Genomic DNA, 18,232 nt, shown 5'->3' on the forward strand with positions numbered 1-18,232 from the left:
ATGCTTCGTTGCAGCTACGCCCGCTTCTTCGCGCGCTTGGTCGCGGTGCCGAACACGGTGTCCCACCACGGCGCCGACACGCCGTAGGACTTCGTGTGGTCCTGGAAGTGGTGGCGCATGTGCAGCTCGCGCAGCTTCCTGCCGGCCCACGTCTTCGGCTTGTGGTGATGCACGTGGTAGTGCGTCATGTCGTAGAACAGGTAGCCCGCGAAGAAGCCCGCGCCGAGCGCCGGGGCGGCGTCCGGGCCGAGCGTCAGCGCGAACAGGCCGTAGAACAGCAGCGCCAGCGGCACCGAGACCGACGGCGGCATGACGAGCCGCATCGGGTCGTTCGGGTGGTCGTGGTGCACGCCGTGGATGATCCAGTGCAGGCGCCGTCCCCACTTCGCGTCCGGCTCGAAGTGGAAGACGATGCGGTGCAGCCAGTACTCGGTCAGCGTCCAGACGACGTAGCCGGCGACCAGGAGACCGACGAACGCGGCGACGCCGTTGCGGTCGATGCCGAAGTAGGCGAGCACGAGGATCGCCGGCACGAAGATGATCACCGGGACGGACGGGTGGACCCGGGAGAGCTTGTCGAGGAGGTTCGACTCGAACATCCGCGGCGACGCCCGCAGGATGTCGGCGCGGCGGGGGGTCGGTGCGTCGGAGCTCATCAGGCCCCTAGTCTCGCATCCCCGACAACCGGCTGCAGCCCGAGTTAGGGATGCCGAAGAGGGCGAGTCCTGTCCGGTAGGGCGTCCACGGGCCTTGGTTGCCTTGCAACGATGGCTCCCATGGCCCTCATCGACGCATTGGACGAGGCGCGCACGAGGACGCTCGATCTCGTCGCCGGGCTCGACGACGAGACGGTCCACCGGCCGCTCGATCCGATAATGAGCCCGCTGGTCTGGGATCTCGGCCACATCGCCGCCTACGAGGAGCTGTGGTGCGTGCACCGCATCACCGGCGAACCGCTGCTGCGCCCGGACCTGGCCGCCGTCTACGACGCCTTCGAGACGCCGCGCGCGGTGCGCGGCGACATCGAGATCCTCGACCGCCCCGCGGCGCTCGCGTACCTGGCCCAGGTGCGGGAGCGGACGCTCGCGGTCCTGGCCGAGCACGGCGAGCGTGACCTCCACGAGCTCGTCCTTCAGCACGAGCTGCAGCACACCGAGACGATGCGCCAGGCGCTGTTCCTCGGCGGCCACCCTGCGGGCTCGCCCAACGGATCGCTGCCGCGCGGCGACGCGGCGCCGGTGTGGATCACGGTGCCCGCCGGCCCGTTCACCATGGGCGCACCGGACGACGGCCGGTTCGCCTACGACAACGAGCGCCCGCAGCGGACGGTCGAGCTGCCCGCGTTCCGCATCACCCGCACGCCGATCACCAACGCGACGTTCCTGCGGTTCGTCGAGGGCGGCGGCTACACGCGCCGCGAGTGGTGGAGCGACGAGGGCTGGGCTTGGAAGGAGGACTACGACATCACCCACCCACTGGGGTGGACGGGCGCGGACGACACGCGCCCGGTCCAGCACCTGTCGTGGTTCGAGGCCGACGCCTTCGCGCGCAGCCTCGGGGCCAGGCTCCCGACCGAAGCGGAGTGGGAGAAGGCGGCGACCTCGGACCACAGCGCCATCGACGGCGTGGGTGCGGTCTGGGAGTGGACATCGACCGAGTTCGCCGGGTACCCGGGCTTCCGGGCGCACCCGTACAAGGAGTACAGCGAGGTCTTCTTCGGCCAGGGCTACCGCGTGCTGCGCGGCGGCTCGTGGGCCGCGTCGCCGCGGGTGGCGACCCGGACGTTCCGCAACTGGGACCTGCCCCAGCGGCGGCAGATCTTCAGCGGGGTGCGCCTCGCTTCCGACGCGGAGGTGGGGGCATGAGGGACGTGACGGTCGACTCGCGGCTGGACGCGACCGACGAGCGGACGCTGGCCGAGGACGTGCTCGACGGGCTCACGCGGCCGTTCAAGGAGCTGCCGCCAAAGCACTTCTACGACGCGCGCGGGAGCGAGCTGTTCGAGCGCATCTGCGACCTCCCCGAGTACTACCCGACCCGCACCGAGCGGGCGATCCTGTCCGAGCGCGCCGCCGACATCGCTGAGGTGAGCGGCGCGAACGAGGTGGTCGAGCTGGGCGCCGGCTACGCGACGAAGACGCGGGTGCTGCTCGACGCGCTCCACGAGGCGGGGACGCTGCGGCGGTTCGTGCCGGTCGACGTGAGCGAGGCGACCGTGCGCGCGTGCGCCGACCAGCTCGTGGAGGAGTACGACGGGCTGCGCGTGCACGGGCTGGTCGGCGACTTCGAGCGCCACCTCGACCACCTGCCGCCCAAGGACGGCGCGCGGCTGATCGTGTTCCTCGGCGGGACGCTGGGGAACTTCCTCCCCGGCGCGCGGCGGCGGTTCCTGCGCACGCTGCGGCGGCGGCTCGGCCCGCGCGACCACCTGCTGCTCGGCACCGACCTCGTCAAGGACCCGGCGGTGATCGAGGCGGCCTACGACGACAGCGAGGGCGTCACGGCGGAGTTCAACCGCAACGTGCTGCACGTGATGAACCGGACGCTCGGCGCGGACTTCGACGTCGACCAGTTCGAGCACGTCGCGTTCTTCGACCCCGACCACGAGTGGATCGAGATGCGCCTGCGGGCGCGGTCGCGGCAGGTCGTGCGCGTGCGCGACCTGGGGTTGACCGTGCGGTTCGCCGCGCGCGAGGAGCTGCGGACCGAGATCAGCGCGAAGTTCACGGCCGAGCGGCTCGACGACGACCTGCGCGCCGCCGGGCTCGACCTCGTGCGCTGGATGACCGACCCGGACGAGCTGTTCGCGGTCACCCTGTCGCGGCCGCGGCAGCGCTGAGGAGCTGATCGAGGCCGGGCGGCGGGGCCGCGCGCAGCCAGACGGCGTGGAGCGGCAGGGCCGGCGGGTCGTCCAGCGCGAGCAGGACGACGCCGGCCCGGCCCGGGTTGTGCGCGGAGACGAGCGCGACGCCGTGGCCGGTGCTGACGTCGGCGAGGCCGCTGCCGTCGCCGATCACGCCCGAGCGGTGGAGCTCGACCTGCGCGCCCGCCGCGCGGACGGCGTGGAGGAGCGTGTCGGTGTACGGCGTGCCGGGCGGGTTGTAGACGACGAGCGTCTCGCCGTCGAGGTCGCTGAGGCGCGCGGCGGCGCGGCCCGCGAGCCGGTGGCCGTCGGGCACGGCGAGCTGCATCGGGACGTGCGCGACGAGCCGGTGCTCCAGCGCGGGCGCCTCCGGGACGGTCCGGACGAGCGCGAGATCCAGCTCGTGGCTCGTCAGGCCGGCGACGACGTCACGCGGGCGCGCGGTCGTGATGTGGACCTCCAGGCCGGGCCGCGCCGCCCGGAACGCGACGACGGCGGCGTCGACCTCCTGCATCGGCACCGCCGGGGAGACGCCGAGCTGGAGCACGCCCGCCTCGCCGCTGCCGATCGCGCGGGCGCGGGCGAACGCGGCGTCCGCGGCGGCGACGACCGCCTGCGCGTCCTCCAGCAGCGCGCGGCCCGCCGGCGTCAGCTCGACCTCGCGGGTGGTGCGCCTGAGGAGCTCGACGCCGAGCTCCGCCTCCAGCTGGCTGACCGTCTTCGACACGGCCTGCTGGGCGAGGTGCAGCTGGGTCGCCGCGCGGGTGAAGTTGCGCTCGCGCGCGACGGCCGCGAAGACGCGCAGATGGCGCAGCTCAGGCACCCGCCGCACCCCTCCACGCCGCCCCGCGGGGGCCCTCCACGCGCGGTTGTGGGTTCACATCCGAGGGCTGTTTCTGATCGGGCCGCACCGCGCCTAGCTTGGCAGCCATGACCTCCCGGAACCTCGGCACCACCGGCCCCGCCGTCTCGACCATCGGGCTCGGCGCGATGGGCATGTCCGACCTGTACGGCCCCGCCGACCGCGCGGAGTCGATCGCCACCATCCACGCCGCGCTCGACGCCGGCGTCACGCTGATCGACACCGGCGACTTCTACGGGATGGGGCACAACGAGCTGCTGATCGCGGAGGCGCTGCGCACCGCTCCCTCCCACGCCCGCGACAACGTCGTCATCAGCGTGAAGTTCGGCGCGCAGCGCGGCCCGGACGGCGCGTGGCTCGGCTACGACGCGTCGCCCGCCGCCGTGAAGACCGCGCTCGCCTACACGCTCCAGCGCCTCGGCACCGGCCACGTCGACGTCTACCGCCCGGCCCGGCTCGACCCGGCCGTCCCGATCGAGGAGACCGTCGGCGCGATCGCGGAGCTCGTCGAGGCCGGCTACGTGCGCCACGTCGGGCTGAGCGAGGTGGGCGCGGAGACGATCCGCCGAGCCGCCGCCGTGCACCCGATCGCCGACCTGCAGATCGAGTACTCGCTCCTGTCGCGCTCGGTCGAGGACGCGATCCTGCCGGTGACGCGCGAGCTGGGCATCGGCGTCACCGCGTACGGCGTGCTGTCGCGCGGGCTGCTGAGCGGCCACTGGTCCGCGGACCGCTCGCTGGCGGCGAACGACTTCCGCGCGCGCTCGCCGCGGTTCGCCGGCGAGAACCTCGACCGCAACCTCGCGCTCGTCGAGGAGCTGCGGCGCGTGGCCGACGAGCGGGGCGCGACCGTCGCGCAGGTCGCGATCGCGTGGGCGCTCACCCGCGGCGACGACATCGTGCCGCTGATCGGCGCGCGGCGCCGCGACCGGCTCGACGAGGCCCTGCGCGCCGTGCCGCTCGCGCAGGACCTGAGCGCGGACGACCTGGCCCGCATCGAGGCCGCCGTCCCGCGCGGCGCCGCGGCCGGGGACCGCTACGCCGCGCCGCAGATGGCGCACCTCGACTCCGAGCGTTAGCCGATCGCCGCCCTGAGAACGCCACCATCGACGCGCAACGCCGCGCCGGTGGTGGCGCTCGCCTGATCGCTCGCGAGGTAGACCGCGAGGTTCGCGACCTCCTCCGGGTCGATCAGGCGCTTGATGAGGGAGCTGCTGCGCTCCTGCTCCACGAACGCGCGGCCCTTCGCCGCGATCTCCTCGTCGTCCCCGCCGCCGAGCATCTCGCGGACGCCGTCCGTGAGCGTCGGGCCGGGCATGATCGTGTTGAACGTGACGCCGGTCGCGGGGAACGACTCGGCGATGCCGCGCTGCACGGCCAGCATCGCGGTCTTCGTCATCGCGTACTGGACCATCTCGGGCGTGATCTGCAGTGCGGACTCGCTGGAGACGAAGATCGAGCGGCCCCAGCCGCGCTCGATCATGCGCGGGACGTAATGGCGGGAGAGGCGGACGGCGTGGAGCACGTTCACCTCGAAGGTCTGCAGCCACTCCTCGTCGGGGATGTCGAAGACGGGGTGCGGACGGAAGATGCCGGTGTTGGCGACGAGGATGTCGACGTCGGGCTCGGCGTCCGTCAGCGCCTTGCAGCCTTCGGCGGTGCCGACGTCGGCGGCCGCGCCGCGCGCATCCCCGCCGATCGCCTCCACGGCCGCGGCGACGCGCTCCTCCGACCGGCCGTTGACGATCACGGTCGCGCCCGCACGGGCGAGCCCGGTCGCGATGGCCTGGCCGATCCCGGCGGTCGAGCCGGTGACGAGCGCCGTGCGCCCACTGAGATCGATGTTCATCGAACCAGGGATAGCGCGTCGCGCGACCGGCTACGCGCCGTAGACCGTGCGGAGCCAGACCTCGGCGAGCGCCTTCGCCGACCGCTCCGGGTCGCCGAGCGGCGCGCGGCCGAACCGGTCGCACAGGTACCGCTCGTTCATCCACACGAGCGCGGCGGCGACCTCGTCCGGGTCCGCGACCGTCGAGCGCCCGGCGGCGACGTCCTGGCGGATGCGGTCGGCCGACGCCTGGCTCAGGCGCTGCCCGAGCTCGTGGTAGACCGCCGCGACCTCGCGGTCCTGCGTCGCCGCGTCCGCGATCGCCCGCAGCAGCCGCCCGTGCTCGTGGTAGGTCGTGGCGAGGTTGCGCAGCGCGGCGTGGACCTGCTCCTCCACGTCCCCCTCGCCGCCCTGCGCCCACGGGTCCGCGACGACGTCGAGCTGCAGCCCCACGTCCTCCACCAGCGCCAGCAGCAGCGCCTGCTGGTCGGGGAAGTGCCGGTAGAACGCGGTCCGCGTCAGCGCCGCGCCCTTCGTCACGTCGTCGATCGAGATCTCCGACCACGGCCGCTCCTCCAGCAGCGCCCGCGCGACGTCGAGGATGCGGCGCCGCGTCTGCTCGCGCTGCTCCTGGTGGCGGCGTCGGACGTCGGGGCGGGCGGTCACGACCCGACCCTACCTCTCCCGCCCACGGACCTCGACGTGCAGCGCAAGGCCATCCTCCGTGATCGCCGAGGCAACGCGTTCAGGATCCGGATCTTCGCCGCGCAACGAGAACGAACGCGATGCGCGGGCTCGGGCCTCTGGGGCGATCTCGGAGCCGAGCAGCCGGACCGTCGGGCGGGCAGTGCGGTCTGGGTCGTCCTCGGGCGCCGCGGTCGCGGTGATCACCTCCCGGTGCACGCCGGTGAAGATCTCGACCGCCTGTCCGTCCGGCGCTGTGAAGCGCGACGTCGCCCCGATGAGATCTCCCACGTCGCTCTCGACGGCGTCCAGGGTCTCGACGTCGACCTCCTCCGCGGTATCGGCTACACCTGCCCAAGCGAATGCACGATCGTCGATCCGCCGCAAGGCGTGCCCGCTGACGCGCTCAGGGGGTGGAAGATGCCGGGCCCCCCGCTCGTCGGGCTCGGCCACCATCTCCTCCTCACCGGACGGGAGATCGGGGGTGATCCAAGGCTCGCCGGGATCCTCCGGGTCCACCCCGTAGATCGCGATCGGGCCGCCGGCTTTCGAGATCTGGGCGGCGTACGCGTGGCGCGCAACACCGATCGGGCGGGTCCCGGCGAACGTGATGCTCGCCAGCTGGTGCATCGCGGCACCAAGCTGGTCGATCGCCTGCCCCCGGCCTCCGCTGCTGCCACCCTTGCACTCGACGAGCATCAGCCGAGCCTGGGCCGCGCGCTCCGCAACGATCAGGTAGTCGGGCCGCCGTGTGGCGCCAGGCATCGGCATCGGCACGATCGCTGCTGCCGCACCGGGCAGCGCGACCGCACCAGGGGACAACAGGTACTCCAGATCGAGCGGCTGGTGGACGATGGCGCCGGCTCCGGCCACGTGCTCGAGCCACCCGCGCGCGTAGCTCAGCGCGCACGCGACGCCGAACGCTTCGGAGACAGCGACCATGTGGTGGTACCGGTAGTCCCCGACGAGCGCGTTCGTTGCGAACGGGGCGTTGGCCGGCGTCGTCTGCTCGATGAGGTAGGCGTACCGCAGGAGCGTCCAATGCCACGACGCGAGGCGCTGGCGGACGTGGCGTGGCGGCAGCATCGCGGTGCCCAGCGTTTGGAGGACGTCGATGGGACGTAGCCCCACTACCGGACTGGGGTGAACCGGCGTCGGGGCCTTCGGTGGCACCACCCAGCCGGGCACCGGAGTGAAGAACGACGGTGTGCGCGCGACTTCGCGAGCGACCTGGGCATCCATCGTCGGATCGAGTGAGACCGGCGTGTTGAGGGTTGCCGGGAGGCGGGCGGTGAGCACTGGCATGTCCGGACATCGTGACGTGTCCAGCCGCGTGCGGCGACGCGGCTCTCAGCGCTGGGCCGCGGCTTCGTCGAGGAGCTTGCGGATGCGCTTGGCGGAGACCTGGCCCTTGACGCCGAGGGTCTGGGCGAAGTGGGAGACGCGGAGCTCCTCGAGGAGCCAGCGGACGTCGAGGAGCTGGGGCGCGAGCGGCTTGCCGCGCGGCCAGTGGTCGAGGAGGTCGTAGTACGTGCGCTCGAGGTCCTGGATCGCACGCATGCGGTCGAGGTCGGGGCCCGGGGCGGCGGGGAGGCGCTCCAGCCGCCGGTCGGCCGCGGCGAGGTAGCGCTCGACGTCGCGCAGGCGGGCCGCGCCGGTGCGCTGGACGAAGCCCGGCGAGACGAGCCGGCGCAGCTGGGTCATCACGTCGGAGACCGCCGGGCGCAGCGGCTCGGCGGTCATGCCCTCCAGGCGCCGGCGCACGCCGCGCTCGGCCTCCAGCACCCGGGCGACGTCGCGGGCGATGGCGAGCGTGCGGTCGGCAAGCTCCCCCGCCACGTGGTCGCGCAGGCGGCGCCAGGCGGCGGCATCCCACGCCGGCCCGCCGGCCTCGGCCACCAGCGCGTCGACGGCGGCGAGCATGCAGTCCTCCAACGCGGCTCCGACCGATCCGTGCGGCGCGACCGCGAGCGCCAGGCCCTCGTCGCGGCCCAGCCTCGACTGCACCCACTTGAGCGGCGGGGTCGTCGTGAGGAGCACCAGGCGCCGCGTGCCCGCGCGCATGGCGACGGCCTGGGCGCCCGGCCCGTCGTGCACGCGCACGCCGACCGTCCCACCCTCGTCCACGAGCGACGGATACGCGCGGATGGCCTGGCCCGTGCCGGGAAGCGCGACGGCCTTCGGGATCGCGGCGAGGTCGGCAGGCCAGTCACGGAGGCCCGTCCGCTCCAGCGACGCCGTGGCCGCGGTGAGGTCCGCCTGGAGCCGCGGGCGCAGCTTGGCCTGCAGGGCCTCCAGCGACTTGCCCTCGGCCAGCACCCGCCCCTTCTCGTCCTCCACCCGGAACGTCATCCGCAGGTGCGGCGGCAGCTTCTCGACGTCCCACACCTCGTGCGGCGCCACCCGCACGCCGCGCAGCTCGCCCAGGAGCGCCGCGATCTGGTCGACGATGGGGCCCTTCCGCGGCCGCAGCCCCGCGACCACCGCGGCGGCCACCTCCGGCACCGGCACGAGCGGCCGCCGCAGCTCCTTGGGCAGCATCCGGATGAGCACGGTCACGAGCTCCGGCCGCAGCGCGGGCACGAGCCAGTCGAACCCCTTCGGCCTCAGCGACCCCAGCGCCCGCAGCGGCACGTGCACGGTCACGCCGTCGTCGTCCGCGCCCGGCTCGAAGCGGTACGACAGCTGCAGCTCCAGCTCGCCCTGCTTCCACGTCGCCGGCCGGCCGCCGACGTCCACGTCGGACCGCATGAGCAGCTCGGGGGTGAACGTCAGCAGGTCGGGCGTCGCCTTCCGCGCGTCCCGCCACCACCGGTCGAACGCGCGCTGGTCGACGATCCCCTCCGGCACCCGCGCCGCGAAGAACTCGTAGAGCACCGCGTCGTCGACCAGCAGGTCCCGCCGCCGCGCGACGTCCTCCAGCTCGCGGACCTCCTCCACGAGCTTCGCGTTGTCGCGCACGAAGTGGTGCCGGGTCTGCCACTCGTTCTCCACCAGCGCCTTGCGCAGGAACAGGTCGCGCGACAGCTCCGGGTCGATCCGCCCGTACTGCACCTTGCGTCCCGCGACGATCGGCAGCCCGTACAGCGTCACCCGCTCGGACGCCACGACCGACCCGCGCTTGGCGTCCCACCGCGGCTCGGAGTACGAGCGCGACACGAGGTGCTCCGCGAGCGGCTCCACCCACGCGGGGTCGATCTTCGCCGCCGTCCGCCCGAACAGCCGCGACGTCTCGACCAGCTCCGCGACCATCACCCACGTCGGCTGCTTGCGCGCCAGCGCGCTGCCGGGGAAGATCGAGAACCGCGCCCCGCGCGCGCCGAGGTAGTCGCGCTTGGCCACGTCCCGCAGGCCCACGTGCGACAGCAGGCCCGCGAGCAGCGCCTGGTGGATCTGCGCGGGCTCGGCCGGCTGCTGGTTGAGCGTCACGCCCGCGGCCTTGGCCGACGTCCGCAGCTGCGCCGCGAGGTCCTGCCACTCGCGGATCCGCATGTAGTGGAGGAGCTCGGCCCGCACCTCCTTGCGGAACTGGGACTTGTTCAGGTCGCGCTGGCGCTCGCGCAGGTGCCGCCAGAGGTTCAGGTAGGCGAGGAAGTCGGACGTCTCGTCCTTGAACCGCGCATGGAGCTGGTCGGCCTGCGCGCTCTTCTCCGCCGGCCGCTCCCGCGGGTCCTGGATCGAGAGCGCCGCGGCGATCGTGATGACCTCGTCCGCGCATCCGAGCCGGTCGGCCTCCAGCACCATCCGCCCCATCCGCGGGTCGACCGGCAGCCGCGCGAGGCGCCGGCCGGTCTGCGTCAACCCGCGGTCCGCGTCCAGCGCGCCCAGCTCGCTGAGCAGGTTGAGGCCGTCGCGGATCTGGCGCTTGTCGGGCGGGTCGAGGAACGGGAACTCCTCGATGTCGCCCAGGCCGAGCGACGCCATCTGCAGGATGACCGCGGCCAGCGACGTGCGCAGGATCTCGGGGTCCGTGAACTCCGGCCGCGCGTCGAAGTCCTCCTCGGTGTAGAGGCGGATCGCGATGCCCGGCGACGTGCGGCCGGAGCGGCCCTTGCGCTGGTTGGCCGACGCCTGCGAGATGCGCTCGATCGGCAGCCGCTGCACCTTCAGCCGGGCGCTGTAGCGCGAGATGCGCGCGAAGCCCGGGTCGACGACGTACTTGATGCCGGGCACGGTCAGCGACGTCTCGGCGACGTTCGTGGCGAGCACGACCCTGCGCCGCCCACTCTGGTTGGGCCGGAAGATCTTCTGCTGGTCGGCCGTCGCCAGGCGCGCGTACAGCGGGAGGATCTCGAGCTGCTCGCGGAAGCGGCCGGTGAGCGCCTCGGCGGTGTCGCGGATCTCGCGCTCACCGGACAGGAAGACGAGGACGTCCCCGCGGCCGGGCTCGGTGGCCAGCTCCTCGACGGCGTCGCCGATCGCCTCCGCCTGGTCGCGCTCCTCGGCCTCCGGGTCGTCCGGGTCGAGCGTCGGCCGGTACCGCACCTCGACCGGGTAGGTGCGGCCGGACACCTCGACCACCGGCGCGCCCGAGAAGTGCTCGCTGAACCGCCCGGTCTCGATCGTCGCGGACGTGATGATCAGCTTGAGGTCGGGCCGCTTCGGGAGGATGCGGTGCAGGTAGCCGAGCAGGAAGTCGATGTTCAGCGACCGCTCGTGCGCCTCGTCGACGATGATCGTGTCGTACCGGCGCAGCAGCCGGTCGTGCTGGATCTCGGCCAGGAGGAGGCCGTCGGTCATCAGCCGAACGAGCGTGTCGTCGCGGGTGCGGTCGGAGAAGCGCACCGCGTACCCGACCGCGCTCCCGAGCTGCACGTCGAGCTCGTCCGCGATGCGCTCGGCCACCGTCCGCGCGGCCAGCCGGCGCGGCTGGGTGTGGCCGATCAGCCCGCGGACCCCGCGCCCCAGCTCCAGGCAGATCTTGGGGAGCTGCGTCGTCTTGCCCGAGCCCGTCTCACCCGCGACGACGACGACCTGGTTGGCCGCGATCGTCTCCAGCAGCTCCTCCCGCCGCGCGGCGACCGGCAGCTGCTCGGGGTACGTGATCCGCGGGACCGCGAGGCGCCGCTTCTCGACGAGCTGCGCCGCCGCTCCGAACTGGTCGAGCAGCTTCGCGAGCCCCCGCTCGTCGTCGGGGTGGCGGAGCGCCTTCTCCAGCCGCCGCTCGAGCCGGTGCTCGTCGCGCAGCGTCAGCTCGCCGAGCCGCTCGCGCAGCCCGGCCAGCTCTGCCGGTACAGCCGGGTCAGTGGGGCGCGCGGGCACCCCTTCCAGGATAGGTCGCCCGCGCGCCGCCGATCGCTAGCTGCGGTGGACGATCTCGCCGTCGACGAGCGTCATCACGACGTCGAGCTGCAGGAGCGCGTCGGCGTCGGTGTCCGCCGGGTCGTCGGCCCAGACCGTGAGGTCGGCGGTGAAGCCCGCCTTCACGCGCCCGAGGTGGTCGCCGTCGCCGACCGCGCGGGCGGCCTGGACCGTGTAGCCCTCCAGCGCCTGCACGCCGGTGAGCCCCTGGTCGTCGTACGGGCCGCGCGACGTGTCGCCGGGCTGGCGGCGCAGGCGCGCCGCGCCCATGCCCTCGCGCGGGTCGAAGCGCGCGACCGGCCAGTCGGAGCCGAGCGGCAGCGTCGCGCCCGACTCGAGCAGGTCGCGCACGGGGAACGCGCGCTCCGTGCGGCCATGGCCGGCGAGGCGGCGCGACCAGTTGTCGCTGCGGTCCGGGGCCAGGCCCATCATGTGCTGCGCCTGCATCGACGCGGACACGCCCTCCGCCGCGAAGCGCGCGTAGTCCTCGGGCTGCAGCGTCTCGATGTGCTCGATGCGGTGCTGGACGTGCTCGCGCCCGCGCGGCTTGCCGGCCTCGCGGTACGCGTCGAGCGCCTCGCGCACGCCGCGGTCGCCCGTCGCGTGCGTGACGCACTGGAACCCGCGCTCGGTGAAGAACTTCACGGCCTGGCGGTACCGGGCGGGGTCGGGCCAGAACGGCGACAGGCCCTCGCCCTCGCTGTCGGCCTGCACGAGCCAGCCGGTGCCCGAGTCGATCACGCCGTCGATGAAGAACTTCGCGACGCCCATCCGCCACCGCGCGCCGGACAGGTCGCGGGCCGCGGCGAACGCCTCCCACTCCTCCTCCGTCGAGTCGGGCGTGACCCAGTAGGGCATCACGAGGCGCGTGATCAGGTCGCCCCGCGACTCGAGCGCGCGGAGCAGGTCGGGCGTCGTCAGGTCGCCGTCCATCCCGTGCGCGCCGGTGATGCCCGCGGCCGCGAACTGCTTCAGCGCGCCCACGTACAGCTGGTACTCGGCCTCGGCGGTCAGCGCCGGGATCGCGTCCTTGGCGAGGTCGACCGCGGCCCACTCGCGCAGCTCGCCGGTCGGGCGCCCGGCGGCGTCGACCACGATCTCGGCGTGCTCGGAGAACGTGCGCGGGCCGTCGATGCCGGCCAGCTCGAGCGCCTTGTGCGAGACGAGCCCGACGTGCTGGTCGACGAACATCAGCAGCGCCGGCGCGCCGTCGACCACGTCGGCGATGAGGTCGGCGTGGATGCCGCTCTCCGCGAACGCGTTGTAGTCCATCCCGTACCCCATCACCCACTCGTGCGGCGCGCACCGCGCACGCTCCTGGGCGACGAGCCGCCGCACGTCCTCCAGCGTGTGCGCGTCCATGAGGTCCACGCCCTGCGCCTGGCGCGCGCCGAGGAACGGGTGGATGTGGGAGTCGATGATGCCCGGCGTCACCGCGGCGCCGTCGAGGTCGATGACGTCGGTCGACGGACCGGCGAGCGCGCGGATCTCCGCGTCGCTGCCGACGGCGGCGATCTTCCCGCCCGCGATGGCGACGGCGGTGGCGGACGGGTTGTCGGGATCGAGGGTGCGGACGCGCCCGCCGACGAGCGCGCGATCGATGGTCTGGGTCATGAGGGGGAGGGCTCCGGGGTGGGTGGGACAGCCGCCGTGCGGCGGACGGGCTTCCAGCCTGGCCGCGGCACCGAGGCACGCAGCAGCTTGGTGTACTCCTCGCGGGGGTGGTCGAGCACCTCCGCGGTGGCGCCGCGTTCGACGACGCGGCCGCGGTGCATGACGATCGCCTCGTCGGTGATCTGGCGGACGACCGCGAGGTCGTGCGAGATCAGCACGTACGAGACGCCCGTCTGCTCGCGCACGTCGGCGAGCAGGTTGAGGATCTGCGCCTGGATCGAGACGTCGAGCGCGGCCACGGACTCGTCGAGGATGACCACGCGCGGCTCAGCCGCCAGCGCCCGCGCGATCGCGATGCGCTGCCGCTGGCCGCCGCTGAGCGCGCTCGGCCGCGCTCGGCCCTGACGCTGGTCGAGGCCGACGAGGTCGATCAGCTCGGCCACGCGCGCGGCGCGGTCGGCGGACGACGCGCCCGGCCGGTGGAGGCGCAGCACCTCGTCGATCGCCTGCTCGGCGCAGTGGCGCGGGTCGAGCGACGCGTAGGGGTCCTGGAAGACGATCTGCACCTCGCCGCCGCGCCGGCGCCGCTCCTTCGCGCTCTTCGCCGGCTGCGACCGGTCGTGGCCGCAGGCGGTGATCGTCCCCGCCGTCGGCTTGGTCAGCCCGACGAGCATCCGCGCGACGGTCGTCTTGCCCGAGCCCGACTCGCCGACGATCGCCAGCGAGCCGCCCGCGGGCACGGTCAGGTCCACGCCGTCGACCGCGACGACGTCGCCGAACTCCTTGCGCAGACCGGTCGCCTGCAGCACCGCCTCAGCCATGGTGGACCACCTCCGCGGCCAGCCGCCCGCGCAGCTCCTCGGCCCGCACGCACCGGACGGCGCCGCCGTCGAGGTCGCGCAGCGCCGGGTGGGGCCGCGCCTCCTCGGCGCTGCGGCAGCGCTCCTCCGCGTACGCGCAGCGGGGCGCGAACGCGCACCCCTCCGGCGCCTCGAACGCGCTCACCGGGCGACCTGGGATCGCGGTCAGCCGCTCCACCGTGCGGTCGATCTCCGGCCGCGCGCCGGCCAGCGACGCCGTGTACGGGTGCAGCGGGTCGTCGTGCAGGAGCGCCGACGCGCGCCGCTCCACGATCTGGCCGGCGTACATCACGCAGGTGCGGTCGCACACCGCGCCCGCCAGCTCCAGGTCGTGGGTGATGAACAGGAGCGCCATCCCGCGCTCGCGGCGCAGCTCGTCGAGGATCGCCATCACCTCGCTCTGGGTCGTCACGTCGAGCGCCGTCGTCGGCTCGTCGGCGAGCACGAGCCGCGGCTCGGTGAGCAGCATCGTCGCGATCATGACGCGCTGCAGCAGGCCGCCCGACAGCTCGTGCGGGTGCTGCTCCAGCCGCCGCTCGCCGTCGCCGATGCCGACCTCGCCGAGCGCCGCGACCGCGCGCCGCCGCGCCTCCTTCGCGCTCACCTTCCGGTTCGTGCACAGCGCCTCGGTCATGAACGCGCCGATCGTGTGGACCGGGTTGACGTGCGCGCGCGGGTCCTGGAAGACCATCGCCACGTCACCGCGGAACGCCCGGAGGTCGGCGCCCTTGAGCGAGGGCACGTCGCGGCCGTCGAACCGCACCGCGCCGCCGGTCTCCGCGCCCGCGGGCAGCAGCCGCGCGACGGCCTTGGCCGTCATCGACTTGCCCGAGCCGGACTCGCCGACCAGGCCGACCGCCTCGCCGGCGCCGATCGTGAGCGAGACGTCGTGGAGCACCGTCCGCAGCTCGCCGTCGACCGGCAGGCGCGCGGTGAGGTGCTCGATCTCCAGCAGCGCGGTCACGCGACGGCCTCCGGGGTCGCGAACGTCGGCCTCGCGTCCGCCCACGGCCGCACACGCTCGATCGCAGCGCCGATCCGGAAGACCGTCTCGTCCTCGTACGAGCGGCCCGCGATCTGCACGCCGGTCGGCACCCCGTTGTCGGCCCAGCCGGACGGCACGTTGAGCACGGGCAGCCGGCTCATGACGTTGAACACGGGCGTGAGCGAGGCGTCGAAGTAGAACGGCACCTCGACCCCGTCGACCTCCACGCCGTGGCCCACGTAGTCGTCGCCCGCGACGTACCCGCGCGTGCCCAGCGTCGGGCAGATGAGCGCGTCGTACTCGGTCAGCAGCGCGCCGACCGGCGCGTACAGCTCGGCCTCCAGCAGCCAGCCGTCGAGCAGCGTCCTGTCGCCGACGATCTCCCGCAGGTGCCCGTTGAACCCGGCCGCGTAGGGCGTGGCCAGCTCCGGCGCCCGGGCCAGCTCCGCCTCGATCAGCGCGCCGAAGCCGAACAGGAAGTGGATCGACGCGGCGAGCAGGACCTTCTCGCGGTCCACGACGAGGTCCACCAGGTCGACCGTCGCCCCGGCTCCGCGCAGCGCGTCCGCGACGGCGAGCGTGTTCGCGCGGATCTCCGGGTCGATCTCCCACGACCCGAGGTCGACCGACACCGCGACGCGCAGTCCGGTCGCATCGCCGTCGAAGGTCGTGGGGAGCTCCAGCTTCGGCCGGAGCGTCGTGATGTCCGACGGGTCCGGCCCGGCCACGGCGTTCTGGTAGAGCGCGGTGTCCGCGACGGTCCGCGCGAGCGGCCCGCAGTGGCAGTACGTGTCGAGGTTGAACGGCGGGTCGACCGGCACGCGCCCGTACGGCGGCTTGAACCCGACGACGCCGTTGAACGACGCAGGCGCGCGGATCGAGCCGCCGATGTCGGAGCCCGACGCCAGCGTCGTCGAGCCCGCCGCGAGCGCCGCGCCGGCGCCGCCCGACGAGCCGCCGACGCCGAACTCCGGGTTCCACGGGTTGCGCGTGACGCCGTGCAGCTTGGAGTGCGTGAACAGCGCGCACGAGAACTCGGGCGCCGTCGTCCGCGCGTGGATCACCGCGCCGCTGTCGAGCATCCGCTGCGCGAACGCCGACGAGTGCTCGGCGCCCGCGTCCGCGTAGAGGAGCGAGCCCTGCGTCCACGGCTGGCCCGCGACCGCCTCCTCCTCCTTGACCGCCAGCGGCACGCCCTCGAGCGCGCGCGGCTCCCCACCGCCGCGCCCCAGCCAGCGGGCCTCGCTCTCCCGCGCGTCCGCCCGCGCGGCCGCGTACCGGGCGTGGCACAGCGCGTTGACCGTCGGCTCCGTCTCCTCCGCGCGCGCGATCACCGCGTCGAGCAGCTCCACCGGCGAGAGCTCCCGCGCGCGGAACCGCGCGAGCGCCTCGGTGGCGGACAGGTAGTGCAGCTCGCTCATCGCGAGACCTCGCTGTCCCGTTGCGCCAGGCGCTCGCCCAGCAGGTTGACGGCCACCACCACGGCGACCAGGCACAGGCCGGCGGACAGCGACTCCAGCGGGTAGCCCTGGAGGACGCCCGCCTGGCCGGTGGCCACCATCACGCCCCAGTCGGCCTGGGGCGGCTGCACGCCGAGGCCCACGTAGGAGACCGCGGCGAAGTCGACCATCGCGTAGCCGAACAGGAGGGTCGCCTGGGCGACGATCAGCGGCGCGAGGTTGGGGAGCAGGTGGCGCGCGCAGATCCGCCACGCCGGCAGGCCCTGGACCTCCGACGCGGCGATGTACTCGCGCGCCCGCTCGCGCAGCGCCGCCCCGCGCAGCACCCGCGCGACGTACGGCGTGTACGCGATGGCGAGCGCGATCGTCGGCGCCGTCAGGCCCGCCCCGAAGACCGCCGCCGCGAGGATCGCGAGCAGGATCGCCGGGAACGCGAAGACGATGTCGAGGACGGTCGAGATCGCGCTGTCGACCCAGCCGCCGCGCCACGCGGCGACCACCGCGAGCGTCGCGCCGGCCAGCACCGAGATGACGACGACGAGCGCCGGCCCGAGCATCGCGCTGCGCGCGCCGACGAGCAGGCGGCTGAGCAGGTCCCGCCCCTGCGAGTCGAACCCGAGCGGGTGCCCCGCGGCCGGGCCGACGTACGCGTTGCCCAGCGTCGAGGCGTTGGGGTCGTGCGGCGCGAGCAGCGGGCCGAAGATCGCGACCAGCGCCGCGAGCCCGATGACGACGCCGCACGCGATGGCGACGCGGTTGCCCGCGCCGGCCCGGCGGCCCAGGCGCCCGCGCACGCGGGCGCCGCGGACGACGACGGCGGGCGTGCTCATTCGGCCCGGCTCCCCAGCGCGACCCGCGGGTCGAGCACCGAGTACAGGAGGTCGACGAGCGCGTTGGCGAGCACGAACGCCGCGACGAGCACGAGCGCGATGCCCTGGACGACCGCGAGGTCCTTCGACAGCGCGGCCTCCACCAGCGCCTGCCCCAGCCCGTTGAGGCTGAACGCGCGCTCGATCACCGCCGACAGCGCGATGAGCGACGTGAGCGTCACGCCGACGACCGTCGTGACCGGGATCGCCGCGTTGCGCAGCACGTGGCGGCGGACGACGAGCGGGTACGGGATGCCGCGGCTGACCGCGGTCTGCACGTGCTCGCGCCCCAGCTCCGACCGCACGCTCACACGCGTGACGCGGACGACGATCGCCCCCGCCGACGCCGCCAGCGCGATGGCCGGCAGCGTCAGGTGCTCGATCCGCCCGAGGACGCCCTCACCCGCCCCGAGCGCGGGGAACCATCCGAGGTTCACCGCGAAGACGCTGAGCAGCACGATCGCCATGACGAACGACGGCACCGCGGCGAGCACGGTCGAGCTGACGAGGATCGACGTGTCCGTCCACCCCTTGCGCAGCCCGGCGAGCACGCCGAGCCCCACGCCGAAGAGCACGATGAGCAGCGACGCGTAGGCGACGAGCCCGAGCGTCACGCCGATCCGGTCGCCGATGAGCGTCCCCACCGGCTGCCGGAAGCGGATCGAGGTCCCGAGATCGCCCTGCACCGCGCCGCCGAGCCACGACACGTACCGCGACAGGAACGGGTCGTCGAGGTTGTAGTCGGCCTCGAGCTGCGCGACCGTCTCCGGCGGCAGCGTCCGGCCGCCGGAGAGCGTCGAGAGCGGGTTCCCGGGCGCGAGGTCGAGCGAGGCGTAGATGACGAAGCTCGACACGAGCAGCGCCACCACCAGCATCGCGACCCGGCGAGCGGCGAAGGCGATCACG

15 protein-coding genes are annotated in these 18,232 nt (G+C 73.8%); 3 read left to right on the plus strand and 12 right to left on the minus strand.

Annotated features, from left to right (window positions below; translation table 11 throughout):
- Window positions 1-14: 14 nt before the first annotated feature.
- On the minus strand, window positions 15-656 hold the full coding sequence (locus AC1UE5_RS21030) for a sterol desaturase family protein (protein ID WP_482927223.1): 642 nt from the start codon (window positions 654-656) through the stop codon (window positions 15-17).
- 120 nt (window positions 657-776) lie between these two features.
- Here AC1UE5_RS21030 and AC1UE5_RS21035 point away from each other — a divergent pair, with 120 nt between their 5' ends.
- On the plus strand, window positions 777-1,865 hold the full coding sequence (locus AC1UE5_RS21035) for an SUMF1/EgtB/PvdO family nonheme iron enzyme (protein ID WP_482927225.1): 1,089 nt from the start codon (window positions 777-779) through the stop codon (window positions 1,863-1,865).
- Window positions 1,862-2,839 carry an L-histidine N(alpha)-methyltransferase gene (gene egtD / locus AC1UE5_RS21040; RefSeq protein WP_482927227.1) on the plus strand — a complete coding sequence of 326 codons (978 nt, stop codon included), beginning with the start codon at window positions 1,862-1,864 and terminating at the stop codon, window positions 2,837-2,839. The genes AC1UE5_RS21035 and egtD overlap by 4 nt, the downstream gene beginning before the upstream one ends.
- Here egtD and AC1UE5_RS21045 read toward each other — a convergent pair.
- Window positions 2,811-3,686: a LysR family transcriptional regulator gene (locus AC1UE5_RS21045; RefSeq protein WP_482927229.1), complete on the minus strand. Its 876-nt coding sequence runs from the start codon at window positions 3,684-3,686 to the stop codon at window positions 2,811-2,813. The two genes, egtD and AC1UE5_RS21045, sit on opposite strands and share 29 nt — an antisense overlap.
- Before the next feature lie 107 nt (window positions 3,687-3,793).
- Here AC1UE5_RS21045 and AC1UE5_RS21050 point away from each other — a divergent pair, with 107 nt between their 5' ends.
- The gene (locus tag AC1UE5_RS21050; protein ID WP_482927231.1) at window positions 3,794-4,804 is read left to right on the plus strand and encodes an aldo/keto reductase; all 1,011 of its coding nucleotides are present in this window, start codon (window positions 3,794-3,796) and stop codon (window positions 4,802-4,804) included.
- Here the strand turns inward: AC1UE5_RS21050 and AC1UE5_RS21055 are convergent.
- Genes AC1UE5_RS21055 through AC1UE5_RS21100 form a run of 10 tightly spaced genes read right to left on the minus strand, consistent with a single transcriptional unit; the run spans window position 4,801 to window position 18,231 of the window.
- Window positions 4,801-5,574: an SDR family NAD(P)-dependent oxidoreductase gene (locus AC1UE5_RS21055; RefSeq protein ID WP_482927233.1), complete on the minus strand. Its 774-nt coding sequence runs from the start codon at window positions 5,572-5,574 to the stop codon at window positions 4,801-4,803. The genes AC1UE5_RS21050 and AC1UE5_RS21055 overlap by 4 nt on opposite strands.
- 30 nt (window positions 5,575-5,604) lie before the next feature.
- Window positions 5,605-6,219, minus strand: a complete 615-nt coding sequence (locus AC1UE5_RS21060; RefSeq protein WP_482927235.1) for a TetR/AcrR family transcriptional regulator — start codon at window positions 6,217-6,219, stop codon at window positions 5,605-5,607.
- 9 nt (window positions 6,220-6,228) lie between these two features.
- Complete coding sequence (locus AC1UE5_RS21065) at window positions 6,229-7,542, minus strand: hypothetical protein (protein ID WP_482927237.1); 1,314 nt, start codon at window positions 7,540-7,542, stop codon at window positions 6,229-6,231.
- A 45-nt stretch (window positions 7,543-7,587) separates the two neighbouring features.
- Complete coding sequence (gene hrpA / locus AC1UE5_RS21070; RefSeq protein WP_482927239.1) at window positions 7,588-11,499, minus strand: ATP-dependent RNA helicase HrpA; 3,912 nt, start codon at window positions 11,497-11,499, stop codon at window positions 7,588-7,590.
- Between the two features lie 36 nt (window positions 11,500-11,535).
- On the minus strand, window positions 11,536-13,152 hold the full coding sequence (locus AC1UE5_RS21075) for an amidohydrolase (protein ID WP_482927241.1): 1,617 nt from the start codon (window positions 13,150-13,152) through the stop codon (window positions 11,536-11,538).
- Complete coding sequence (locus AC1UE5_RS21080; RefSeq protein WP_482927243.1) at window positions 13,149-13,973, minus strand: ABC transporter ATP-binding protein; 825 nt, start codon at window positions 13,971-13,973, stop codon at window positions 13,149-13,151. Before AC1UE5_RS21080 ends, AC1UE5_RS21075 begins: the two co-directional genes overlap by 4 nt.
- On the minus strand, window positions 13,966-14,976 hold the full coding sequence (locus AC1UE5_RS21085) for an ABC transporter ATP-binding protein (RefSeq protein ID WP_482927245.1): 1,011 nt from the start codon (window positions 14,974-14,976) through the stop codon (window positions 13,966-13,968). Before AC1UE5_RS21085 ends, AC1UE5_RS21080 begins: the two co-directional genes overlap by 8 nt.
- Window positions 14,973-16,418, minus strand: coding sequence for an amidase (locus AC1UE5_RS21090; protein WP_482927247.1), 1,446 nt, complete (start codon window positions 16,416-16,418; stop codon window positions 14,973-14,975). The genes AC1UE5_RS21085 and AC1UE5_RS21090 overlap by 4 nt, the downstream gene beginning before the upstream one ends.
- On the minus strand, window positions 16,415-17,287 hold the full coding sequence (locus AC1UE5_RS21095) for an ABC transporter permease (protein ID WP_482927249.1): 873 nt from the start codon (window positions 17,285-17,287) through the stop codon (window positions 16,415-16,417). Before AC1UE5_RS21095 ends, AC1UE5_RS21090 begins: the two co-directional genes overlap by 4 nt.
- Complete coding sequence (locus tag AC1UE5_RS21100; protein WP_482927251.1) at window positions 17,284-18,231, minus strand: ABC transporter permease; 948 nt, start codon at window positions 18,229-18,231, stop codon at window positions 17,284-17,286. Before AC1UE5_RS21100 ends, AC1UE5_RS21095 begins: the two co-directional genes overlap by 4 nt.
- Between the last annotated feature and the right edge of the window lies 1 nt (window position 18,232).

The organism is Parviterribacter multiflagellatus (assembly GCF_056863265.1).

Excerpts from the sequence above, each read along its gene's own strand:
- AC1UE5_RS21065 (WP_482927237.1), bottom strand. The coding sequence starts at position 7,542 with ATGCCAGTGCTCACCGCCCGCCTCCCGGCAACCCTCAACACGCCGGTC.
- AC1UE5_RS21050 (WP_482927231.1), top strand. The coding sequence starts at position 3,794 with ATGACCTCCCGGAACCTCGGCACCACCGGCCCCGCCGTCTCGACCATC.
- AC1UE5_RS21055 (WP_482927233.1), bottom strand. The coding sequence starts at position 5,574 with ATGAACATCGATCTCAGTGGGCGCACGGCGCTCGTCACCGGCTCGACC.
- AC1UE5_RS21030 (WP_482927223.1), bottom strand. The coding sequence starts at position 656 with ATGAGCTCCGACGCACCGACCCCCCGCCGCGCCGACATCCTGCGGGCG.
- AC1UE5_RS21090 (WP_482927247.1), bottom strand. The coding sequence starts at position 16,418 with ATGAGCGAGCTGCACTACCTGTCCGCCACCGAGGCGCTCGCGCGGTTC.
- AC1UE5_RS21080 (WP_482927243.1), bottom strand. The coding sequence starts at position 13,973 with ATGGCTGAGGCGGTGCTGCAGGCGACCGGTCTGCGCAAGGAGTTCGGC.
- egtD (WP_482927227.1), top strand. The coding sequence starts at position 1,862 with ATGAGGGACGTGACGGTCGACTCGCGGCTGGACGCGACCGACGAGCGG.
- AC1UE5_RS21075 (WP_482927241.1), bottom strand. The coding sequence starts at position 13,152 with ATGACCCAGACCATCGATCGCGCGCTCGTCGGCGGGCGCGTCCGCACC.
- AC1UE5_RS21035 (WP_482927225.1), top strand. The coding sequence starts at position 777 with ATGGCCCTCATCGACGCATTGGACGAGGCGCGCACGAGGACGCTCGAT.
- AC1UE5_RS21095 (WP_482927249.1), bottom strand. The coding sequence starts at position 17,287 with ATGAGCACGCCCGCCGTCGTCGTCCGCGGCGCCCGCGTGCGCGGGCGC.